Here is an 18,414-nt window from a genome sequence, read left to right as displayed (position 1 = left end):
ATCCCGAAATCCGCGCGGTGCCGATACCCCACGCGCGCAGGTCGGCGGATCCGATCCTGCGCGCGGGGAGCGACGCCGTGGGTCAGCGCGTGGCGATGATCGCCGATCCGTGGCCGAAGAGGCCCTGGTTCACCGCGATGCCCGCGCGGGCGTCGTCCACCTGGCGGCCCTCGGCCTGCCCGCGCAGCTGCCAGGTGAGTTCACAGATCTGGGCGATGGCCTGAGCGGGGATTGCTTCGCCGAAGCAGGCCAGGCCCCCGCTCGGATTCACCGGCACCCGTCCGCCCAATGTCGTTGCGCCACTGCGCAGCAGAGCCTCCGCTTCGCCCGTCTCACAGAGCCCGATGTCCTCGTACCAGTCCAGTTCCAGCGCGGTGGACAGGTCGTAGACCTCCGCGAGGGACAGGTCTTCGGGACCGATCCCGGCCTCCTCGTAGGCGGCGTGCGCGATGGCCGACCGGAAGGTGCGCGAGGGCGGCTCGACGGCCACGGCCGAATCCGTCGAGAAGTCCGGCAGATCGAGCACGGTCTTGGGGAACGTCGGCGTGATCGTCGACAGTGCGGAGATCCGGACCGGATCGGCGATGCCGTGGCGGCGGGCGTAGTCCATCGACGTGAGCACCAGGGCGGCGCCACCGTCGCTGGTCGCGCAGATGTCGAGCAACCGCAGCGGGTCCGAGACGATCGTCGAGGCGGAGATCTCCTCGACCGGGACTTCCTTGCGGTAGCGGGCGTTCGGGTTGTTCAGGCCGTGCCTGGAGTTCTTCACCTTGACGGCGGCGAAGTCGTCGAGGGTGGCACCGTGCAAGGCCATCCGGCGGCGGGCGTACAGGGCGAAATAGATGGGGTTGGTCGCACCGAGCAGATGGAAGCGCAACCAGTCCGGGTCGTCACGGCGCTCGCCACCGACCGGCTGGAAGAACCCCTTCGGGGTGGTGTCCGCGCCGACTACCAGCGCGACTTCGCACAGTCCGGCCAGGATCTGCGCACGCGCGTTGGCGATGGCCTGTGCGCCCGAGGCGCACGCGGCGTAGCTGCTCGAGATCTGCGCACCCGACCAGCCGAGCGCCTGCGCGAACGTCGCGCCCGAGACGAAGCCGGGGTAACCGTTGCGGATGGTGTCGGCGCCGGCGATGTAGCCGACGTCGCGGTGGTCCAACCCGGCATCGGCCAGCGCGGCACGCGCCGCCACCAGACCGTATTCGACGAAATTGCGGCCCCACTTGCCCCACGGGTGCATGCCCGCGCCGAGGACGGCGATGTCGCGATCATTGGTGTCAGTCATCGACCGGCCTCCACATCCACACCGTGTGCTCGGCGTCGTCGTCCTCGTACAGCGTGCCGACGGTCAATTCGACCGGCATGCCGACGGCGAGGTCGTCCACGGTGAGACCGCGCTCGACCTGCCCGAGAATCACCATCTGCTCGACCTCGAGCTCCACCGCCGCGACGACGTAGGGCACGAACGGATCGGCCGAGACGTAGGGCGCCGGCGGTTTGTACCGAGCGTCGGCGTACGACCAGATCCGCCCGCGCGTAGAGAACAGATACTCGACGAGCTCGGAGCCGTCGTGGGTACCTGTGCACTGCGGATTGCGGCAGGCGAGCGTGTTCTTCGGGAAGTACGGTGTGCCGCAGTCGTTGCAGCGGGTGCCTTTGAGGCGTACCTGGCCGTCGTCCGCAGTGAACCAGTCAGCCACGGCGGGGCGTTGTTCTTTCTGCACGTGGCCGACGGTATAGGAACACGTTCTACTTTGGGGCGGAATTCCGATCCGGCGCCGCTCGGGCGGAGGTACGGTTGGCGCGTCGAGGATGCGATGACGTCGATCTGGAGTACCGCAACGCGATGGGCACCAAAGCTATTGACCCGCAGGCGATCCGCAACGTCACGATCATCGGCGATCCAGGCGGGGCGACCCGACTGACCCATCGCCTGCGCCGGTGCTTCGGCGACACCGAGAACACCGTCCGCTGGTCGACGGAGGGGGTCGAGCACACGATTCGTGTCACCGCGCCGGCGAGCGAGGCGCTCATCGCCGACCTGGAACGCTGCATTCGCTTAGCCGACGGAGTCGTCGTGGTCGTGGACGCCGCCGCGCAGAGCACGCCGCGGCTGGACACCATGTTGCGGGTCGCCGACGACCATCAGGTCGCGCGCCTGTGCCTGGTCACCGGGCTCGACGGACCCACCGCCGACTTCGACCGCTGTCTTCATGCGATCGCCGACATTCGCGGGGCAACGCCGCTGGCACTACAGGTCCCGGTCGGCACCGGAGGCGACTTCGGCGGTGTCATCGATCTGGTCTCGGCCGCGGTGCTCGGGGCTGCCGGACAACATCGGGAGTCAGCCGAGCGCTGGTGCCGCGCGCTCGTCGAGACGCTGACCGAACCGGACCCTGCGGTGTCGGACTGCCTCACCGTCCGGGACCTGCACAACTGCATCCGGGGCCGCACCCGTAACGGCGACATCGTTCCCATCCTGTGCGACGCACCCCGGGCGAGCGACGACATCGCCGCACTCCTGGACGCGGTCGTCCGCTATCTGCCGTCACCCATGTACGTCTGCCAGCCCGAACACGTCCTCGACTACTGACCAGCGTGGCCGCGACGACGGAGGCCGCCCGGGCGTCGAGCGCTCACCTCGCGCAGTGCGGTGCGCAGGCCACGCCGGATCGTTCCCGGCTCGGCGGGGACCGCGGTGCCGAACTTGCGTTCGGATGCGGTTTCGGGTGCGTCGTCGGTGGTTGCCAGCAGGAAGGTGTCGGGGAGGGCGAGTTTGTGGATCGTGCGCAGAGTGAGCAGGTACTGCCGGGGCAGTGGACCGGTGGTGTAGGGCAGGTCGTATTTGTCGCAGAGTGCGCGGACCCGAGTGGCTATCTCGGCGTATCGGTTGCTCGGCAGGTCGGGGAAAAGGTGGTGCTCGATCTGGTGTGAGAGGTGGCCGCTGAGGAAGGCCAGGATCGGGCCTGCGTCGAAGTTGGCGGTGCCGAGCATCTGGCGCAGGTACCACTCGCCGTGCGTCTCGTGCTCGATCGCTTCCGGCGTGAATTTCTCCGCGCCGTCGGGGAAATGGCCGCAGAAGATCACGACGTAAGCCCAGAGATTGCGCAGCGCGTTGGCGGTGATGCCCGCGGTCAGGGTGCGGCGCCAGCGCCGTCCGCTCAGGATCGGGAAGAACAGATAGTCCTTGGCCGTCTGCCTGCCGATCTTGCGGAGCAGTGCCCGGGTGTGCGCGGTCTTCTCGGTGGCGGTCGCGGCGCGGTCGCGTTCGGAATACAGCCCGTGCAGGGCGATGCCCCATTCGAACGTGGCTGCCAGGAGCAGGTTCTGCAGCGGTTGCAGGAGCAGGCGTGGTCGCCATTGCTGGTCTCTGGTCACCCGGATGACGCCGAATCCGACGTCGTCGTCCATGCCGACCACGTTGGTGAACATGTGATGGCGGTAGTTGTGCGAGTAGCGCCATTGTGACGACACCCCGGCCATGTCCCATTCCCAGGTGCGGGAATGGATTTCGGGATCGTTCATCCAATCCCATTGGCCGTGCGACACATTGTGGCCGATCTCCATGTTCTCGATGCTCTTGGCCGCGGCCAGCGCCGAGGTGCCGACGAGCCAGCCCAGTCGTGAGCCGGTGCCCGCCAGGAGCAGTCGCGCACTCGCGTCCAGGATTCGCTGGAACGCGATCGTGCGCCGGATGTATTCGGCGTCGGGGGTGCCGCGCCGCTCCTCGATGTCGCGTCGGATCGTGTCGAGTTCCTCGCCGAGGGCTTCGACATCGGCCTTGCTCAGGTGCGCGTAGACCGCGACTTCGGTAATGGCCATGATTCCTCGCTGGTCGTACTGCTGATTCTACGTCCATCTACAGCAGACGTCTACACCGTAGACTGACGGTATAGATGCCCACGGTGACCGCTGTGTGACGGAGTAGGCGTGAGCCGGACAGTGCGGCTACACCTGCGGGTGGCACGGTCGACGTCGAGTCCGCCGCGCAGGGTGGAGGTCCGAGGTGAAAGCGAGCCAGAGTAGGTCAGCTCGAGAGTGGCGTCAGGGTCGCGGTGAGGCCGGTGAGCAGGATGTCCAGGCCTCGCTCGAGTTCGGCCGCGCCGTCGTAGGCGGCCAGTACCGGCGCGAGTGCCCGCACCAGCGGGAACTCGGTGATCGGGAGCCGGTGCAGGCCGAGCCGCAGGACCTCGTCCGATTCCTCCGGCCGCTCGATCACCTCTTGGAGTTCGTTGAGTACGTGACCGTAGAGGAATCCGAACAGCGCGCGGTAGACGTGCAGCGCGTCGGCGCCGGAGAACCCGGCATTGGTGAGCAGCCGCAGGATGCTCTCGAGTGGCCGGACCACCGCGATCGGGCGCATACCGAGGGGGGTAGACAGCGGCCGGATCGCCAGCAGCGGCACAACATTCGGGTGCGCCAGCGCCAACGCGCGGAACGCGCGCGCCACCGCGCGCAGCTGTGCCGCCCAGTCCGGATCGTCGGCATCGACCACCAGCTGCTCGAACACCATCTCGGCCACGCCGTCGAGCACGGCTGCCTTGTTGGGCAGGTGACGGTAGATCACCATCGGGTCCCGGCCGACCGCTTCGGCCAGCCGCCGCATCGACAACGCGTCGACGCCGTCGCGATCGACGATCATCAGCGCCGCGGCGAGCACGGACTCCCTGGTCACCGCGCTGGTGGAACGGCGGGTGCCGGCTGTCGAATCCTCGGCCACGAGGGCACCTCCGTCTGATCCAGTTCCTTGCCAGTGTAGACCTACAGCGTTGACAAGCATCATTCGGAATCAGGTCGAGATCACAGCTTGCTGGAGCGAGTACCGTGAAGACCGGGGACCGCCGTTCGGACCGGTGCACCGTGTGGGCCGCGCTCGAGCACAACCAAGGGGCATCCGATGCCGATATTCATGGTGGAGCGGCAATTCGCCGAACAGCTCGAGGTGGCCCCGGAGACCGCCGCGGAGATCAACCGGATCAACGACGAGTTCGGTGTGCGCTGGCTCAGTTCGTTTCTGTCGCTGGACAAACGCAAGACGTTCTGCCTCTACGAGGCCGACAACGTCGACGCGATCCGCGCCGCCGCGGTCAGGGCCGGCATCCCCGCCGACGCCATCATGGAACTGTCCGGCACCATCACCCCGGACGGGGCCTTCGCCCCGCTGTCGACCGCAGGCGGGCCGACCACCGGCTAGAGCAGCCCGTGCTCGGTGGCGAAGATGGCGGCCCTCGTCCGGTTGGGCGCGGCCGTCTTGATCAGGATGCTGCGCACATGATTGGCAGCGGTGTTGGCGCTGATGAACAAGCGCTCGCCGATCTCGCGATTGGACAGCCCGTCGGCGACCAGGCGCAGCACATCCACCTCGCGGTCGGTCAGCCCGTTCGGCAGGATCACGTGCTCCCGGTGCGGCGCGGGGTCCGCATCCAGATCGCGCAGAATGCGACGGTGCCCGATCCGCCGTGCCAGCGCGCGTGCCTCGGTGGCGAGGTCGGCGGCGGTGGGTCCGGGCACGGCGGCGGGACGACGGAGCCGGTGCCGGTACCAAGCCGCCAATGTCTCGGCCTGGTGGGTCACCGCTCCCATCCGGCGGTCCATCGCGAGAGCATGCTCGAAGTGCAGGTCGGCACTGCCTGCATCGAGCACCGAGTCGAGTTCGGCGAGATAGCGATCCGCACTGCCGAATACCGCGACACTCGCACCGGCCATCAGATTGGCACCGGAGTACTCGGCGACCAACGGGCGCAGCATCGCCGCCACCTCGGTGTCGTCGAGCCGGACCGCTGCCTCGGTGGCGAAAGCCAGGACCCCTGCCCATTGGGCGCCGAAACGGTGATCCGCGATCCGGTCGCAGAGGTGGGTCAGCAGACGCGCGGCAGGCTGCCACATCTCCAGCTCCGTGTACAAGGCCAAAAGGCCCGGCAACCAGTGATCGTCGAAGCTCTCGCGGCCGGAGACGAGCGGACGAACCTGCTCCAGGCCACCGGTGACCCGCCGGAGCATGAACTGCTGCACACCCCATGAGCCCTCGGTGGCGCCGCCGAACTCCTGGGCGAACTGGTCGTCGAGCCAGTCGATGATCCGCTCGGTACCCGCGAAATCGCCGACGGCGAACCGGTGCGCGCATCGCGAGCATCCGGCGACATACCGAAAGAACGGCTGACCCCGAGCCAACGCCAACTCGGTCAGGTCGCGCTGGGCGCTGCTCCACGCCACCGCGTCGCCGAGCAGGTAGGCGAACACCGCGCGGTGGAAGGCGGCGGGTCCCCGGTAGTCGTCGTCACCGAGGCGCGCCCCGATGTCGTTGAGCTCCAGCGCCCGTGCCAGCAATTCGGGCGCCAGATCCGGGCGCATACCCTGCCACAGCGTCGTGCACAGGGCGTGCGCGAGCAATTCCGGATCGCCGATGACCCTGGCCCGCGCCAACGCGTCCTCACCGATCCGCCGAGCCCGCCCGGAATCGCCGGTGAACGACGCGGCCCGCCCCATGCTCGCGCGAGCGCGCACCGACAGCGGGTCGTCAGGGTCCAGTGCGGCGGCGCCCAGCGCCTCGCTGAGCAGCGCCAGCGAGCGCTGACCACTCGCGGAGGGCCGCCACGACGCGTTCTCGTGCCCGATTGCGGCAGCCAGCCGGACACGTGGGTCCCCGTCCGTCGCGAGCTCCTCGTAGAGCCGACGGGCGGTGTCGAAGTCACCGCCGTGCAGGCGACAGCGCGCCGCCGCCGAGAGGAGCTCGACCCGGGTCGGTCCGCGCGCGGCGTGCGCCTGCGCCGCGCGCTCGTACAGCGCCGCCGCCTCGCGATGAGCGATGCCACGCTCGGCCTGGCGGGCCGCGAGCACCAGGTAGTGCACCGCCTTGTCCGCGTATCCGAGGGCACGGGCCCGGAAATAGTGATGCGCCAGCGCGGCCACCCGGGTGGGGTCGCGCTGCTCGAGGGCAACCGCGACCCGGGCATGCGCGGCCGCCAGGTCGACCGCCGACATCCGGTCGAGGACGGCCTGGCGAGCGAGGGCGTGCGCGAAGCGATACTCGCCGTCCGCGGCCCCCGCGACGAGAAGTCCGGCGCGCACACCGAAGTCGATCCCCGCGAGGACCTGGTTCGAGTCGAGTCCGTCGGTCAGGATGTCGATGTCGACGACATCACCGGCGGCCGCCGCCAGTTCGATCACCCGCGCGTGGTCCACATCGAAGGCCGCGAGTCGGCGGGCCAGCGCGTCCTGGACCGATCGCGGTGCGGCGACGGCGGACCGTACCGCGGTCAAGCCGCCGCGGGTCGCGAGGTCGTGCCAGTACTCCTGGAGGAAGAACGGATTCCCGCCGGTGTGGTCACGCAGTACCGGCGCGGCCGACAGCGCCGCCCCCCGCGACACCCCGGCCGCCCGGACGAGGTACTCGGCCACCTCGTCGGTGCTGAGCCCGGCGAGGTCGATCCGGGCGACACCGTCGAGACGATGCAGATCGGCGAGGGCGAAGCCCACCGCGTCCGTGCGGTCCGGTGCGGTCGTCCGAAGGGTCGCCAGCACGAGTAACCGCTCACCAGCCGTGGACTCGACCAGATGAGACAGCATCGCCAACGTCGGTTCCGAGGCCCAGTGCAGATCCTCGAGGACGAGCACCAGCGGGCAGCGCTCGGCGGCCGCCAGCAAGACACGCATGAGGGCGTCGAAGAGGTCGGGTCGCGAGTCCCGGTCACCCGGATTCGGTCGCGCCGACGGCCAGTACCGCGACACGCTCGTGGTGAGCCGCAGCAGCGGGGCAGCCGCGGTGGGCGCGATAGCGCGCAGAGCCTCGGGCGGGGCCTGTTCGATCGCCTGCTCGAGGATCGCGACGAAGGGCCGGTACGGGATGTCGAGATCCTCGCGGCACACGCCCCACAGCACGGTGGCACCCTGCGCGCGCAACGCGGTGGCCGCCTCGCTCACCAACCGGGTCTTGCCGACGCCCGGTTCGCCGCCGACGAAGACGACCTGCCGCCGATCGCTCTCGACCGCCGCCCACACGGCCTCGAGCCGCGCGACTTCCGCGCCGCGACCGACAAAGGCCGTACCGCTGCTCGGCGACGCCGATTCGGTCACTCCTCGACCTTAGCCGGATTCGACGCCCATCGAGATAGTCCGATCCGACCCCCTCGCGCTCGCGCCGATTCGGTCAGATCAGGTCAGGTGCGCGGCACCGGTTCTCCGTAGCGTCACAGGTAACGCCGACCGAGGAGCACATCATGGCGACGAGGATCGAAGACCTGCCCATCGAGGTCGCCCAGGGCGAGTTGACCACCCGGTATATCGAGTGGGGCGACATGGCGGTCCGGTACGCCAGCGTGCCGCCCGAAACCGACTTCGGCCCGGTCCTGCAGGGCCTTCCCGACGACCGTTGCCCCAGCCCGCACTGGGGGATCGTGCTGGAAGGATCGTTGCGGCTCGAGCACGCCGACGGCACGGTGGAGACCGCCGCCGCGGGGGAGGTCTACCACTGGCCTGCCGGGCACACCGCCACCTCCGCCGGGGGAGCCGTCTTCCTCGAAGTCGGCCCGGTGGCGCAGATGCGTCGATTCCACGACCACGTCCTGCGCCTGTTCGGCTGACCGCCGCACCGGCCGACCCTCAGGGAGCAGAAATGAACGGCACACCAGCACTGACCATGCTCGAAGCGGTCCGCGGCGAGGTGATCACCGCGCAGTCACCCGGCTACGACCAGGCCCGTTCGGTCTACAACGGGATGATCGACCGCAAACCCCTCGCCATCGTCGGCGCGGTCGACGTCGCCGACGTGCGCGTCACCGTCGACACCGCCCGAGCGAGCGGCCTCGACCTCGCCGTGCGTGCGGGCGCGCACAGCGTGCCCGGTTTCGGCACCGTCGACGACGGCATCGTCTTGGACCTCAGCGCGATGAAGGGCATCCGCATCGATCCCGAGCGGCGGATCGCCCGGGTCCAGGCGGGCTGCACCTGGGGCGACTTCGACCACGCCGCACACACTTTCGGCCTCGCCACCACCGGCGGCATCATCTCGACCACCGGTGTGGCCGGCCTGACGCTCGGCGGCGGCATCGGCTACCTCGCCCGTGCCTACGGGCTCTCGATCGACAACCTGCGATCCGCCGACGTCGTCCTGGCCGACGGCACCTTCGTCACCGCGAACGCGACCGAGCATCCCGACCTGTTCTGGGCGTTGCGCGGCGGCGGCGGCAACTTCGGTGTGGTGACCGAGATGGAGTTCGACCTGCACCCGGTGGACACCATCTACGGCGGACCCATGTTCTTCGAACTCGAAGCCGCCGAACAACTGTTGCGGACCTACCGCGACTGGATCGCCGCGGCACCGCGCGCGATGGGTGCCTTCCCCGCCTTCCAGATCGCCCCGCCGCTACCGTTCATCCCCGAAGACCGGGTCGGTGAGCCCTTCATGCTCCTGGTGTCGTGCTTCAACGGCAGCGACGAGGAGGCCGAAGCACTGCTCGCGGACCTGCGCGCGGTCGCGACACCGGTCGCCGAGCACGTGGGCCGGATGCCCTACCCGGCCCTCAACGGCGCGTTCGACGCGCTGCTCCCCGCCGGGTTGCAGCACTACTGGAAGGCGGCGTTCCAACCCGAACTCACCGACGGCGCCCTCGCCGCGCATCTGGAGTTCGGTCCACGGGTGCCCGCCATGCAGTCCACCATGCACCTGTACCCCATCGACGGCGCCGTCCACGACGTCGCGGCGGAGGACACCGCGTTCGCCTACCGGACCGCGAACTTCGCCCCGGTCATCGCGGGCATGTGGCCGGATCCGGCCGACAACGACGCCAACATCGAATGGGTGCGGGACTACCACGCCGCGCTCGAACCGCATACCGCCGATGGTGGCTACATCAATTTCATGGCCTCCGACGACCAGGGCCGCATCCGCGCCAACTACGGGCCCAACTACGACCGCTTGGCGGCGGTCAAGAAGGCCTACGACCCGGCCAACCTGTTCCATCTCAATCAGAACATCGCACCGGCGAAATAGTGGCACGGACGCGCGGACGAGGCGCGGCGAATCAGGCCGTGTGCGCGGAGTTCGGCGTGGCCGCGGTGATGCGTCGCCTGCGCGACGGCATCATCGTGGTCGGGTGCGAAACGCTCCAGGCCGCGCTCTTGCAGACGAACTCCTTGAGGCGTGCGGCGGGTCGTCCGGTGAGCGCGGAGGACTTGGGCCGGTCGTCGGGGGTGACCCACTGCACGATGGCGTCGCGGCGGCCGAGGCTCACGCACTGGCCGGTGTAGCCGATATCGTTGCGCGGCACCGCGCGCCCGGTCAGGCGGGCGGCGATGGCGTCGGCCGCCTGGTACGCCGTGGGGACGCCGGACGCGCAGGACATGCGCAGCGGGTCACCGCCCGCGCCGGGGGCGAACGCGGCGTCACCGACGGCATAGACGTCGGGATGCGAGATCGAGCGCATCGTCTCGTCGACGACGATCCGGCCGGTGTCCGACACGGTCAAGGTGGTGGCCGTGGGAATCGGATGGACCGCGAAACCTGCTGTCCACACCGTCATCTCGGCATGGATGGTGTCGCCGTCGCCGGTGGTTGCACCGCTCTCCAGTACGCGGGCGATATCGGTGTGCTCGCGCACCGTGATGCCGAGCCGGTCGAACGCGGCGTACAGGTGTCGGCGCGCCTTGTCGCTCAGCCAGTCGCCCAGGCCACCGCGCGCGACGAGCACGACGCCGAGATCCGGTCGGGCCTCGGCGATCTCGGTGGCCGCTTCGATGCCGGTGAGGCCACCACCGACGACCAGCACGGTCGCACCGGCGCCCAGGCTCGCCAGCCGCGCACGTGTCCGGAGCGCGGAAGCTTGCCCGCGATGTCGTACGCGTGCTCGGCCACACCGGGCGCGCCGGAGGCGGCCATGCTGCCGAGGGCGTAAACCATTGTGTCGTAAGCGATGTCGTTCCCGTCGTCGACGGTGACCGTCTTGTGGTCGACATCGACCGCGGTGACGCGCCCCAGTCGCACGCGCACCCCGGTACCCGCGAAGACCTCGGTCAGCGGGCGGCTCCGCAGGTCCTGTCCGGCCGCGAGCTGGTGCATGCGGACCCGTTCGACGAATTCCGGGTCGGCATTGACGAGGGTGATGTCGACGTCGGCCGGGTGCAGCCGCTTGGCCAGACGTCCGGCGGCATTGGCTCCGGCGTAGCCGGCGCCGAGAACGACGATGCGATGCTTCATGGTCTCACTCCTGTCCGGGTGTTGTTCGCTTCCTGAACCGGACAGCGACGCGAAACCTGACAGCAGCGTGATGTGAGCTAGGTCACCAGCCGGTGAGGAGTGGGTCGGCGTGCGGGGTGGTCGCCCAGTGCCGGGTTGCGCGCTCGAGTTTGGCCGGGTTGGCCTGGGTGTGCACGGCCACGATCCCGTCGGTCGTCACCTCGAAGGTGATGAGGGCGACGATGCGGTCGGCGGCCACGATCACCAGGGCGGGAACGCCATTGGCGACGGCAGCGTACAGGTCGGCGCGGCCGCCGATCATCGCCCACTTGTGTTCGTTCGGCACGAACAGCCTGCGCAGGAACCGTGCCACCTGAAGCGAACCGGTGATCGGCCGGTCCAGCGACGGGACCACCCCACCACCGTCGCCCGCGCTGATCGCGTCGTCGGTCAGCAACCGGATCAGCGAGGCGGTGTTGCCGCTGAGCGTGGCGGCCAGGAACTCCTCGACCACCTTGCGCGCGGCCGCCTCGTCGACGTGCACGCGGGTCCGGTCGTCGGTCACGTGCTGTTTGGCGCGCCGGTAGATCTGGTAGCTGTTGGCCTCGGTGATATCGAGGATGTCGGCGATCTCGTTGTGCGCGTAGCCGAACGCCTCGCGCAACACGTACACGGCGCGTTCCCTCGGCGAGAGCCGTTCCATCAGCGTGAGGACGGCCATCGACACCGACTCGCGCTGCTCGACGGTGTCGGCCGGGCCCGCCATCGGGTCGGTGGCGAAGACCGGCTCGGGCAACCACTGGCCCACATACGCCTCCCGGCGCACCCGCGCCGACGTGAGCTGGTTGAGGCAGATATTGGTGAGCACCTTCGTGAGCCAGGCGGCGGGCGTCTCGACGAATTCGTGGTCGGCGGCGTGCCAGCGCACGAAGGTGTCCTGCACCGCGTCCTCGGCATCGCTCGCCGACCCCAACAGGCGATACGCGATCGCCTCCAAACGCGCCCGTGAGTTCTCGAACTCCGCGAGCTCGCGCGCACCAACCGACATGGGTCGAAGCTAGTGGTTCCCGGACCGGTCCGCGAACTCGGACGCTACTGGCAGTTGCGTTCGTCGCTCCCGTCGCCGCAGTCGTCGTCACCGTCGCACAGCCAACCGCTCACCCGTACGAAACGCCGGTCAGATCCTCCGAGATCTTCCACAGTCGCGAGGCGCTGTCGGTGTCGCGCAACGGTTTCCACAGCTTCTGCGCTCCGGGCGGGCCGCCGACTCGGCCCGGCCATTGTGGACCGTAGAAGCCACCGTCTCTCGACTCAGGAGTGACCGCGGCCATGAGCGCGGGGAGTTTCGCGCTGTCCACGGTCCCTGCGATGATTCCGTGTGCCGAAAGCCAGCGGATGATCCGTACCTGCATGGTGTCGCCGGTCCGTCCGATTTCCGGGCGCGCTGCGAGGAGGCTTGTCGGTGCGACACCGGGATGAGAGATGTTGCTGGTGATTCCCCAATCTTTCGCGCGGCTGAGGCGACTGAGTTCGAGCCCGAACAGCCCAGATGCAAGCTTGGATTGTCGGTAGGACCGCATTCCGTCGTATTTCCGTTCCCAGTTCAGGTCTGCCCAGTTGATCTCGGCATTGCGGGCCGCGACGCTCGATTGCGTGGTCACCCGCGCGTGACCGGCGCGTAGGAGTGGTAGGAGGTGGCCGGTGAATGCGAAATGGCCGAGGTGGTTGGTGCCGAACTGCAGCTCGAATCCATCGGTGGTGGCCTGCCGTTCGGGCGGGGTCATGACGCCCGCGTTGTTCACCAGGAAATGGATCGGTGAACCGTCGGCACGCAACCGCTCGCCGAGCGCCGCGATCGACGCCAGGGAAGACAGGTCCATATCGCGCAGAACAAGTATCGCGTCAGGGTGCTGCTCGCGGATCTTCGCAATGGCCGCTTCGCCTTTGCGGCGATTACGGACGGGCAAAACGACTTCGGCGCCCGCGCCGGCGAGCATCGTCGCGATACCGAGTCCGATGCCATCGCTTGCTCCCGTCACGACCGCTCGTTTTCCGGAAAGGTCGGGAATCGCGATGTCGTAGTTTTCGCGCACCATGGGCTACTCCTGATGTCGACCTGCGTTGTGCACCGTTTCGGTACCTCAGGACAAGCCTTCCGCTCGCTACGGAACTTATCCAGGACTCGACGATCAGTGGCTGAGAGACCGCGTCCGGGCGGAGAAGGGGGAGGATGTACAGATGATCGATCGACCGGGACTCGCGGAGTTCCTCCTTGGCAGGCGGCAGGCATTGCAGCCCGAAGATGTCGGTCTCCCGCGTGGCAAACGTCGTCGAACTCGTGGTTTGCGCCGCGAAGAGGTCGCGGCGCTGTGCCACATGTCCCCGGACTATTTCGCGCGTCTCGAAAGAGCAAGCGGTCCGCAGCCCTCCGAGCAGATGATCGCATCCATCGCGCAGGGGCTGCACTTGTCGCGGGACGAGCGCGATCATCTCTTCCGCCTAGCCGGACACCAGCCGCCGAGCCGAGATGGCGACAGCGAGTTCATCAGTCCGGGCATGATGCGGATTTTCGACAGACTGACCGACGACACTCCGGCCGAGATCGTGACCGAACTCGGTGAAACGTTGCGCCAGACTCCGCTCGGTGTCGCGCTCGTAGGCGACCTGACTCGATACACCGGACCTTCGCGCAGCATCGGATACAGATGGTTCACCGATTTAGCGGCCCGTGCCATCCACCCTGCCGAGGACCACGAGTTCTTGTCGAGAATGTATGTTTCGGGTCTTCGAGGCGTGCTCGCCCTTCGCGGGCCGACATCCAAAGCTGCCCATCTCGCGGAGTTGCTCACCACCGAAAGCGAGCAGTTCCGCACCCTGTGGAAAGACCACGAAGTCGGCATCAAACCACGAGCGGTCAAGCGATACCTGCACCCGACCGTCGGACCATTGGAACTGAACTGCCAAATCCTTCTGGACCCGGACCAATCAAATCTTTTGCTCGTCTACACAGCGGTACCAGGAAGCGAAAGCTACGAGAAACTGCAGCTGCTGTCCGTCATAGGTGCGACCACGCCTCTCGAGGCGCGTTGAACCCAAACAGCTCCTCCCGAAACAGATCTTCGGCGGTGATGGAACCACCACGCCGGGGCGCCCCTCGGTGCAGATCAGGAGCCTGGCCCGTCAGCTTCGTCCGCGCGGTGGGAACGTGCGGCCTGCATGTACTCGCGCACGGTCAGGGCTGCTCGCAGTCTCGTGATGAGTTCCGGGCTGCGGGGGTCGAGTCCGGCGAGTCGGTAGATCCGGCGAAGCCGATAGTCGACGGTGTTTTCGTGGATATGCATCTCACGTGCGGTGAGCCGACGATGCAGTCCGTTGTTCAGATGGACGCGCAGCGTAGCCACCAGCTCGGGATCTACCGCAACCGCATCGAGCGCGGCTTCGAGGCGATCGCGGCCGGGGCCGGGGCGAGTCAGCTGATATTCGACCGCGAGATCGTCGAAGTGGTAGAGGCCCGGTCGTTTGCGGAGTCTGCGCACGACGTCGAGCAATTCGTGGCCGATTTCGGTGGCCGCCGGAATGTCGTCACGCGCTGCCTCCATCGCGATCACGACCAGCGATGTCGGCACGAGCATGTGCCGAATGGTCTCGGTATCCGGCGTGCCGTGAATCAAGACGGTGCCACCGAGCGTGCTGTGTAGCGCGGAAACGGGTTGTGCGAGAGTGTCTTCCAGCATCTCGACGAAGTTGCCGGGCGAAAGGGCCCCTTGCCCGGACGAGTGGGCGGCCACCGACAAGACGATGTACCGCTCGGTGAGCGATGTTCCGTGTTCACGGGCAACCGCGGATGCGTTTCGCCCGCTCAGCAGGGCGCGGGCGACTGCCTGCCGACCGTGGTGATCGGAGACGAACCGATCGACCTCGAGGTAGACCCGGTAGATCGTCGCGTCGACCGTGTGCATTGCCTCCATGATCTTGGTGACGTCGCCGAGATTCTTTCGATACGGCGGATTCGAGATGTGGTCGTTCAAATGAACGCGGAATCCTGTCCGCACGAGCCGGTGGACGGTTTCGATGGGAACACCGGTGGTCGCCCACCGTGCGGCAGCGGGGCGGAGTGCCGCGGGTACATCGTGTTCGCGCGCACCGCTCACCAATTCGAGGCACTCTCTGACAACGGCATGTATTTCGTCACGTAGGACATCGCCGTGCGCACTGTGCGGGCGAATCGCGTGCAGAACTCCGTCGACGATCCGCTGCGTCGCCCGCGAGATCTGCGCGGGTGGCGCGAGGGGTATGGCACTGGTGTCGAACATGATCATCGTTGGTATGAGCCGCATCTCCGCGAGTAGGGTCACGAAAGTTTGCCGTGCACACGACTGCGCCGTCACTCCACTGAGCGACGATAACGAGTGGTAACACGTTGTAGTCGGCGACGTTCGTTGCCTCGCGCGCCGAGATGGCGGCGACGAAATTGGTGCGGACGCAAGGGTTTGGGTGTATTCGACCGGACCTACCACTGTCGGCCTGTCTTCGGAACACAATCGGGGCATGCTCGTCGAAAAGCCTGTTTCCGTGCGACCCGCTCTGACCGCCCGCATGCTCGCTCGATGGCCGCAGGTCTCCGAGCGCATGCTCGCGGAAGGTCTCGGTGCGACCACTCCCGCCGACCTACCCGCCGACCACTTCACCGCGGAGGTGCTGCCGACGATCCTCACCTGCGGCCGTGCGGTTTTGGAGGCCATCGCCGCGGGTCGTGATTTCAGTCAGGCGGAGGTGGCGGTATTCGTCGGACCCGTCGCCGAACGGCACGCCGAGGACCGGCTGCCGCTGCGAATGCTGATCGCCGCGATCCACGCCTCGGCGAAGTCGTTGCTCGCCGAGGCATCGGAATTGGTCGAACCGGACGAGATGGACGAGTTCCTGGTGGCATTCGGCAGACTTCTCGATCTGCTCCGCGATATCAATCTGACGGTAGTGGAGGCGTATACCGAGGTCGAGCGCTCGATCTATCACGCCGAGCGGGAGGCGCGTCGCGAATTGTGCTCGGCACTGGTGCGTGGCCTGCCCGCCGAGGAACTCGCGGCACGCGCGGACACGGTTCTCGCCGAGCACTACACCGTCTTGGCGATACACCTGAACGAACCGTCGCTGACCGGCAGCGCCGCGAACCTGGTGGCCCGGCGCCGGATCCGGGTGCTACAGCACGCACTCGACGACCTCACCGGCACCACCACGCCGGCCACTTTCGACGGGAAGAGTGGAATCGCGTTGGTGAGCGACAGCTCCGAGACCGGCGCCCTCGAATCCCAGCAGTTCGACCGCCTCGCCGCGCGGTTGTCGGAGCAATTCGGCGCCACCGTGTATCTGGCCGAACTCCCCGGCATCAGCCGTGCGGATATTCCGGCCGCCGCCGAGGACGCGATCGAACTGACCGAATTGGCGCGCCTGCGCGGCAAACCGGGTGGCTGCTACCGGCTCGACGATCTGCTGCTGGAATATCAGCTCACGCGTCCGGGACCCGCCCGAGCGAGACTGGCGCAACGTGTGATTCCGTTGTTGGCCAGCCCCCACCTGCTCGACGCGCTGGAAGCCCATCTGCACTACGGTGCCGACCGCAAAACAGCCTCGCGCCGCCTCCACGTCCATCCCAACACCTTCACCTACCGACTGCACCGCATCGCCGAACTCACCGGCCTCGACCCCACCGTCCCCCGGGAATCCCGCATGCTCGCGGCCGCCCTCACCGTGCACCGACTCGACTCGGTCCGACGCGCGGTGGATTGAGCTACGTCCCGCGTACGCCCCTGGTCATCGCCGCCGTGAGGAGTGCGCGTTCTGCAGCGCTCGCTGGGCGGCGTTCGCGCCACACATGCCGTGCGCGCCAGGGCCCGGTGGCGTCGCCGCCGAGCACAGATAGTGGCCGGGCACGCCGATGTCGTAGGGCTGGAGGGTCTTTCGCGGGCCGAAGACCAGCTGCGTGATGTCCTTGGCGCCGGTCATGATGTTGCCGCCGACGAAATTCGGGTTGCCCGCGGCGAATTCGGCTGTGCTGTGGACCGCCATGCCGATCACCCGGTCGCGGAAGCCGGGGGCGAAGCGTTCGAGTTGGGCGATGATCGCCTCGGTGGCGTCACCGGTGTAGCCGTTGGGCACGTGGGCGTAGGTCCACACCGGGTGGATGTCACCCACCGAGCGGCCGGGGTCGGCCAGATACTGCTGACCGACCAGGACGAAGGGGCGCTGGGGCATCCGGCCCGCGTGGATGTCGCGTTCGGATGCGGCGATCTCGGGGAAGTCGCCACCCAGGTGCACCGTGCCCGCCCGTCGCGCGGCGGTCGCGGTCCACGGGACACCGCCCTCGACAGCGAAGTCCACTTTGAAAGCGCCCGGCCCATAACGGAATCGACGGTAGGCGCGAGCGACACGGGCGGGTAGCCGGTCGCCGAGGATCTCGGCGACCGCGGTCGGCGCGAGATCCCAGATCGTGATATCCGAGGGCGGCAGATCCGCCGTCGAGCGCACCGGGACACCGGTTTCGATCTTGCCGCCGTGGTCACCGAGGACCGCGACCATGGCGTCGGCGATGCGCTGAGAACCCCCGACCGCCACCGCCCACCCGTATCGGTGGCCTGCGGTGAGGATGCCGAGACCGATACTGGCGCTCAGCGGCCGGTGCAACGGGTGGAAGGCGTGCGCGGCGACGCCGCCGAACAGCGCCCGACCCTGCTCGGTGCGGAAGGCCCGTGCCAGAAACGTGGCGGGCAGCGTCGCGGGAATCCCGAAGCGGGCCAGCCGGATCGGATGCCGGGGGAGGTGCAGCAGCGGCCGCATGATGTCCGCGCTGGTGTTGTCGTAGCCGGCCACCGGGCCCTCGAACAGCCTCCGCCACAGTCGCTCGTCGGCGTCGAGTCCGGCGGCGGTGTCGCGGACCGAGCGGTGCAGTACTCCCGCGGTGCCGTCGTCGAGGGGGTGCACGCAGTCCAATTCGGCGTGCGCCCACCGCAATCCGTACCCTTCCACGTCGACGGTGCGCAGGAAGGGCGAGCCGACGGCCATCGGATGGATGGCCGAGCAGTGGTCGTGCAGCAGGCCGGGCACGATCGCCTCGTGGGAGCGGGTGCCGCCGCCGACGGTGTCGGCCGCTTCCAGCACTGTCACTTCCAGGCCCGCCCGGGCCAGGGTGATCGCCGCTGCCAGCCCGTTGGGGCCGCTGCCGACCACTGTCGCCGTCTTCATCGACTCGT

General features: G+C 68.0%; 18 protein-coding genes. 7 read left to right on the top strand and 11 right to left on the bottom strand.

Annotation, left to right across the window (positions count from 1 at the left end; translation table 11 throughout):
- Positions 1-82: 82 nt before the first annotated feature.
- Complete coding sequence (locus AB0I19_RS05180) at positions 83-1,285, bottom strand: lipid-transfer protein (protein ID WP_357144674.1); 1,203 nt, start codon at positions 1,283-1,285, stop codon at positions 83-85.
- Positions 1,278-1,700, bottom strand: coding sequence for an OB-fold domain-containing protein (locus AB0I19_RS05175; RefSeq protein ID WP_067487857.1), 423 nt, complete (start codon positions 1,698-1,700; stop codon positions 1,278-1,280). Before AB0I19_RS05175 ends, AB0I19_RS05180 begins: the two co-directional genes overlap by 8 nt.
- Before the next feature lie 98 nt (positions 1,701-1,798).
- Here AB0I19_RS05175 and AB0I19_RS05170 point away from each other — a divergent pair, with 98 nt between their 5' ends.
- Positions 1,799-2,593 (top strand): GTP-binding protein, encoded by a 795-nt coding sequence (locus tag AB0I19_RS05170; protein WP_357144671.1) that lies wholly within the window; start codon positions 1,799-1,801, stop codon positions 2,591-2,593.
- Here the strand turns inward: AB0I19_RS05170 and AB0I19_RS05165 are convergent.
- On the bottom strand, positions 2,587-3,822 hold the full coding sequence (locus AB0I19_RS05165; RefSeq protein WP_357144668.1) for an acyl-CoA desaturase: 1,236 nt from the start codon (positions 3,820-3,822) through the stop codon (positions 2,587-2,589). The two genes, AB0I19_RS05170 and AB0I19_RS05165, sit on opposite strands and share 7 nt — an antisense overlap.
- Before the next feature lie 205 nt (positions 3,823-4,027).
- Positions 4,028-4,720: a TetR/AcrR family transcriptional regulator C-terminal domain-containing protein gene (locus tag AB0I19_RS05160; RefSeq protein WP_357144665.1), complete on the bottom strand. Its 693-nt coding sequence runs from the start codon at positions 4,718-4,720 to the stop codon at positions 4,028-4,030.
- A 177-nt stretch (positions 4,721-4,897) separates the two neighbouring features.
- On the opposite strand from AB0I19_RS05160, the gene AB0I19_RS05155 reads away from it, so the two are divergent.
- Positions 4,898-5,194, top strand: coding sequence for a DUF4242 domain-containing protein (locus tag AB0I19_RS05155; RefSeq protein WP_357144662.1), 297 nt, complete (start codon positions 4,898-4,900; stop codon positions 5,192-5,194).
- On the opposite strand, the gene AB0I19_RS05150 is transcribed toward AB0I19_RS05155, so the two are convergent.
- A complete protein-coding gene (locus AB0I19_RS05150; protein WP_357144660.1) occupies positions 5,191-8,073 on the bottom strand; it encodes an AAA family ATPase in 2,883 nt (960 codons plus the stop codon). The genes AB0I19_RS05155 and AB0I19_RS05150 overlap by 4 nt on opposite strands.
- 143 nt (positions 8,074-8,216) lie before the next feature.
- Here AB0I19_RS05150 and AB0I19_RS05145 point away from each other — a divergent pair, with 143 nt between their 5' ends.
- Positions 8,217-8,579 carry a cupin domain-containing protein gene (locus tag AB0I19_RS05145; protein ID WP_357144658.1) on the top strand — a complete coding sequence of 121 codons (363 nt, stop codon included), beginning with the start codon at positions 8,217-8,219 and terminating at the stop codon, positions 8,577-8,579.
- A 32-nt stretch (positions 8,580-8,611) separates the two neighbouring features.
- On the top strand, positions 8,612-9,988 hold the full coding sequence (locus AB0I19_RS05140) for an FAD-binding oxidoreductase (protein WP_357144655.1): 1,377 nt from the start codon (positions 8,612-8,614) through the stop codon (positions 9,986-9,988).
- Positions 9,989-10,019: 31 nt separating this feature from the next.
- Here AB0I19_RS05140 and AB0I19_RS05135 read toward each other — a convergent pair whose 3' ends face one another.
- The 4 genes from AB0I19_RS05135 to AB0I19_RS05120 form a co-directional block, all read right to left on the bottom strand.
- Positions 10,020-10,763 carry an FAD-dependent oxidoreductase gene (locus AB0I19_RS05135; protein WP_357144652.1) on the bottom strand — a complete coding sequence of 248 codons (744 nt, stop codon included), beginning with the start codon at positions 10,761-10,763 and terminating at the stop codon, positions 10,020-10,022.
- A complete protein-coding gene (locus AB0I19_RS05130; RefSeq protein WP_357144649.1) occupies positions 10,649-11,191 on the bottom strand; it encodes an FAD-dependent oxidoreductase in 543 nt (180 codons plus the stop codon). The genes AB0I19_RS05135 and AB0I19_RS05130 overlap by 115 nt, the downstream gene beginning before the upstream one ends.
- Before the next feature lie 82 nt (positions 11,192-11,273).
- Positions 11,274-12,218 carry an RNA polymerase sigma factor SigJ gene (sigJ, locus tag AB0I19_RS05125; protein WP_357144646.1) on the bottom strand — a complete coding sequence of 315 codons (945 nt, stop codon included), beginning with the start codon at positions 12,216-12,218 and terminating at the stop codon, positions 11,274-11,276.
- A gap of 109 nt (positions 12,219-12,327) precedes the next feature.
- The gene (locus AB0I19_RS05120) at positions 12,328-13,266 is read right to left on the bottom strand and encodes an SDR family oxidoreductase (RefSeq protein WP_357144644.1); all 939 of its coding nucleotides are present in this window, start codon (positions 13,264-13,266) and stop codon (positions 12,328-12,330) included.
- 142 nt (positions 13,267-13,408) lie between these two features.
- Here AB0I19_RS05120 and AB0I19_RS05115 point away from each other — a divergent pair, with 142 nt between their 5' ends.
- Positions 13,409-14,260, top strand: coding sequence for a helix-turn-helix transcriptional regulator (locus AB0I19_RS05115; protein WP_357144642.1), 852 nt, complete (start codon positions 13,409-13,411; stop codon positions 14,258-14,260).
- A 74-nt stretch (positions 14,261-14,334) separates the two neighbouring features.
- On the opposite strand, the gene AB0I19_RS05110 is transcribed toward AB0I19_RS05115, so the two are convergent.
- Positions 14,335-14,958, bottom strand: a complete 624-nt coding sequence (locus AB0I19_RS05110) for a helix-turn-helix domain-containing protein (RefSeq protein ID WP_357144639.1) — start codon at positions 14,956-14,958, stop codon at positions 14,335-14,337.
- A gap of 36 nt (positions 14,959-14,994) precedes the next feature.
- On the opposite strand from AB0I19_RS05110, the gene AB0I19_RS05105 reads away from it, so the two are divergent.
- Both AB0I19_RS05105 and AB0I19_RS05100 read left to right on the top strand, forming a co-directional pair.
- Positions 14,995-15,366 carry a hypothetical protein gene (locus AB0I19_RS05105; RefSeq protein WP_357144636.1) on the top strand — a complete coding sequence of 124 codons (372 nt, stop codon included), beginning with the start codon at positions 14,995-14,997 and terminating at the stop codon, positions 15,364-15,366.
- 352 nt (positions 15,367-15,718) lie between these two features.
- Positions 15,719-16,954: a helix-turn-helix domain-containing protein gene (locus AB0I19_RS05100; protein WP_357144633.1), complete on the top strand. Its 1,236-nt coding sequence runs from the start codon at positions 15,719-15,721 to the stop codon at positions 16,952-16,954.
- Positions 16,955-16,978: 24 nt separating this feature from the next.
- Here the strand turns inward: AB0I19_RS05100 and AB0I19_RS05095 are convergent, their stop codons facing one another.
- A complete protein-coding gene (locus AB0I19_RS05095) occupies positions 16,979-18,406 on the bottom strand; it encodes an NAD(P)/FAD-dependent oxidoreductase (protein WP_357144630.1) in 1,428 nt (475 codons plus the stop codon).
- Between the last annotated feature and the right edge of the window lie 8 nt (positions 18,407-18,414).

The organism is Nocardia sp. NPDC050413, assembly GCF_040655475.1.
In the GTDB taxonomy this organism is placed as follows: Bacteria; Actinomycetota; Actinomycetes; order Mycobacteriales; family Mycobacteriaceae; genus Nocardia; species Nocardia coubleae.
The sequence above is the reverse complement of the archived record's forward strand: the minus strand, read 5'-3'. Positions and strand labels throughout refer to the sequence as shown.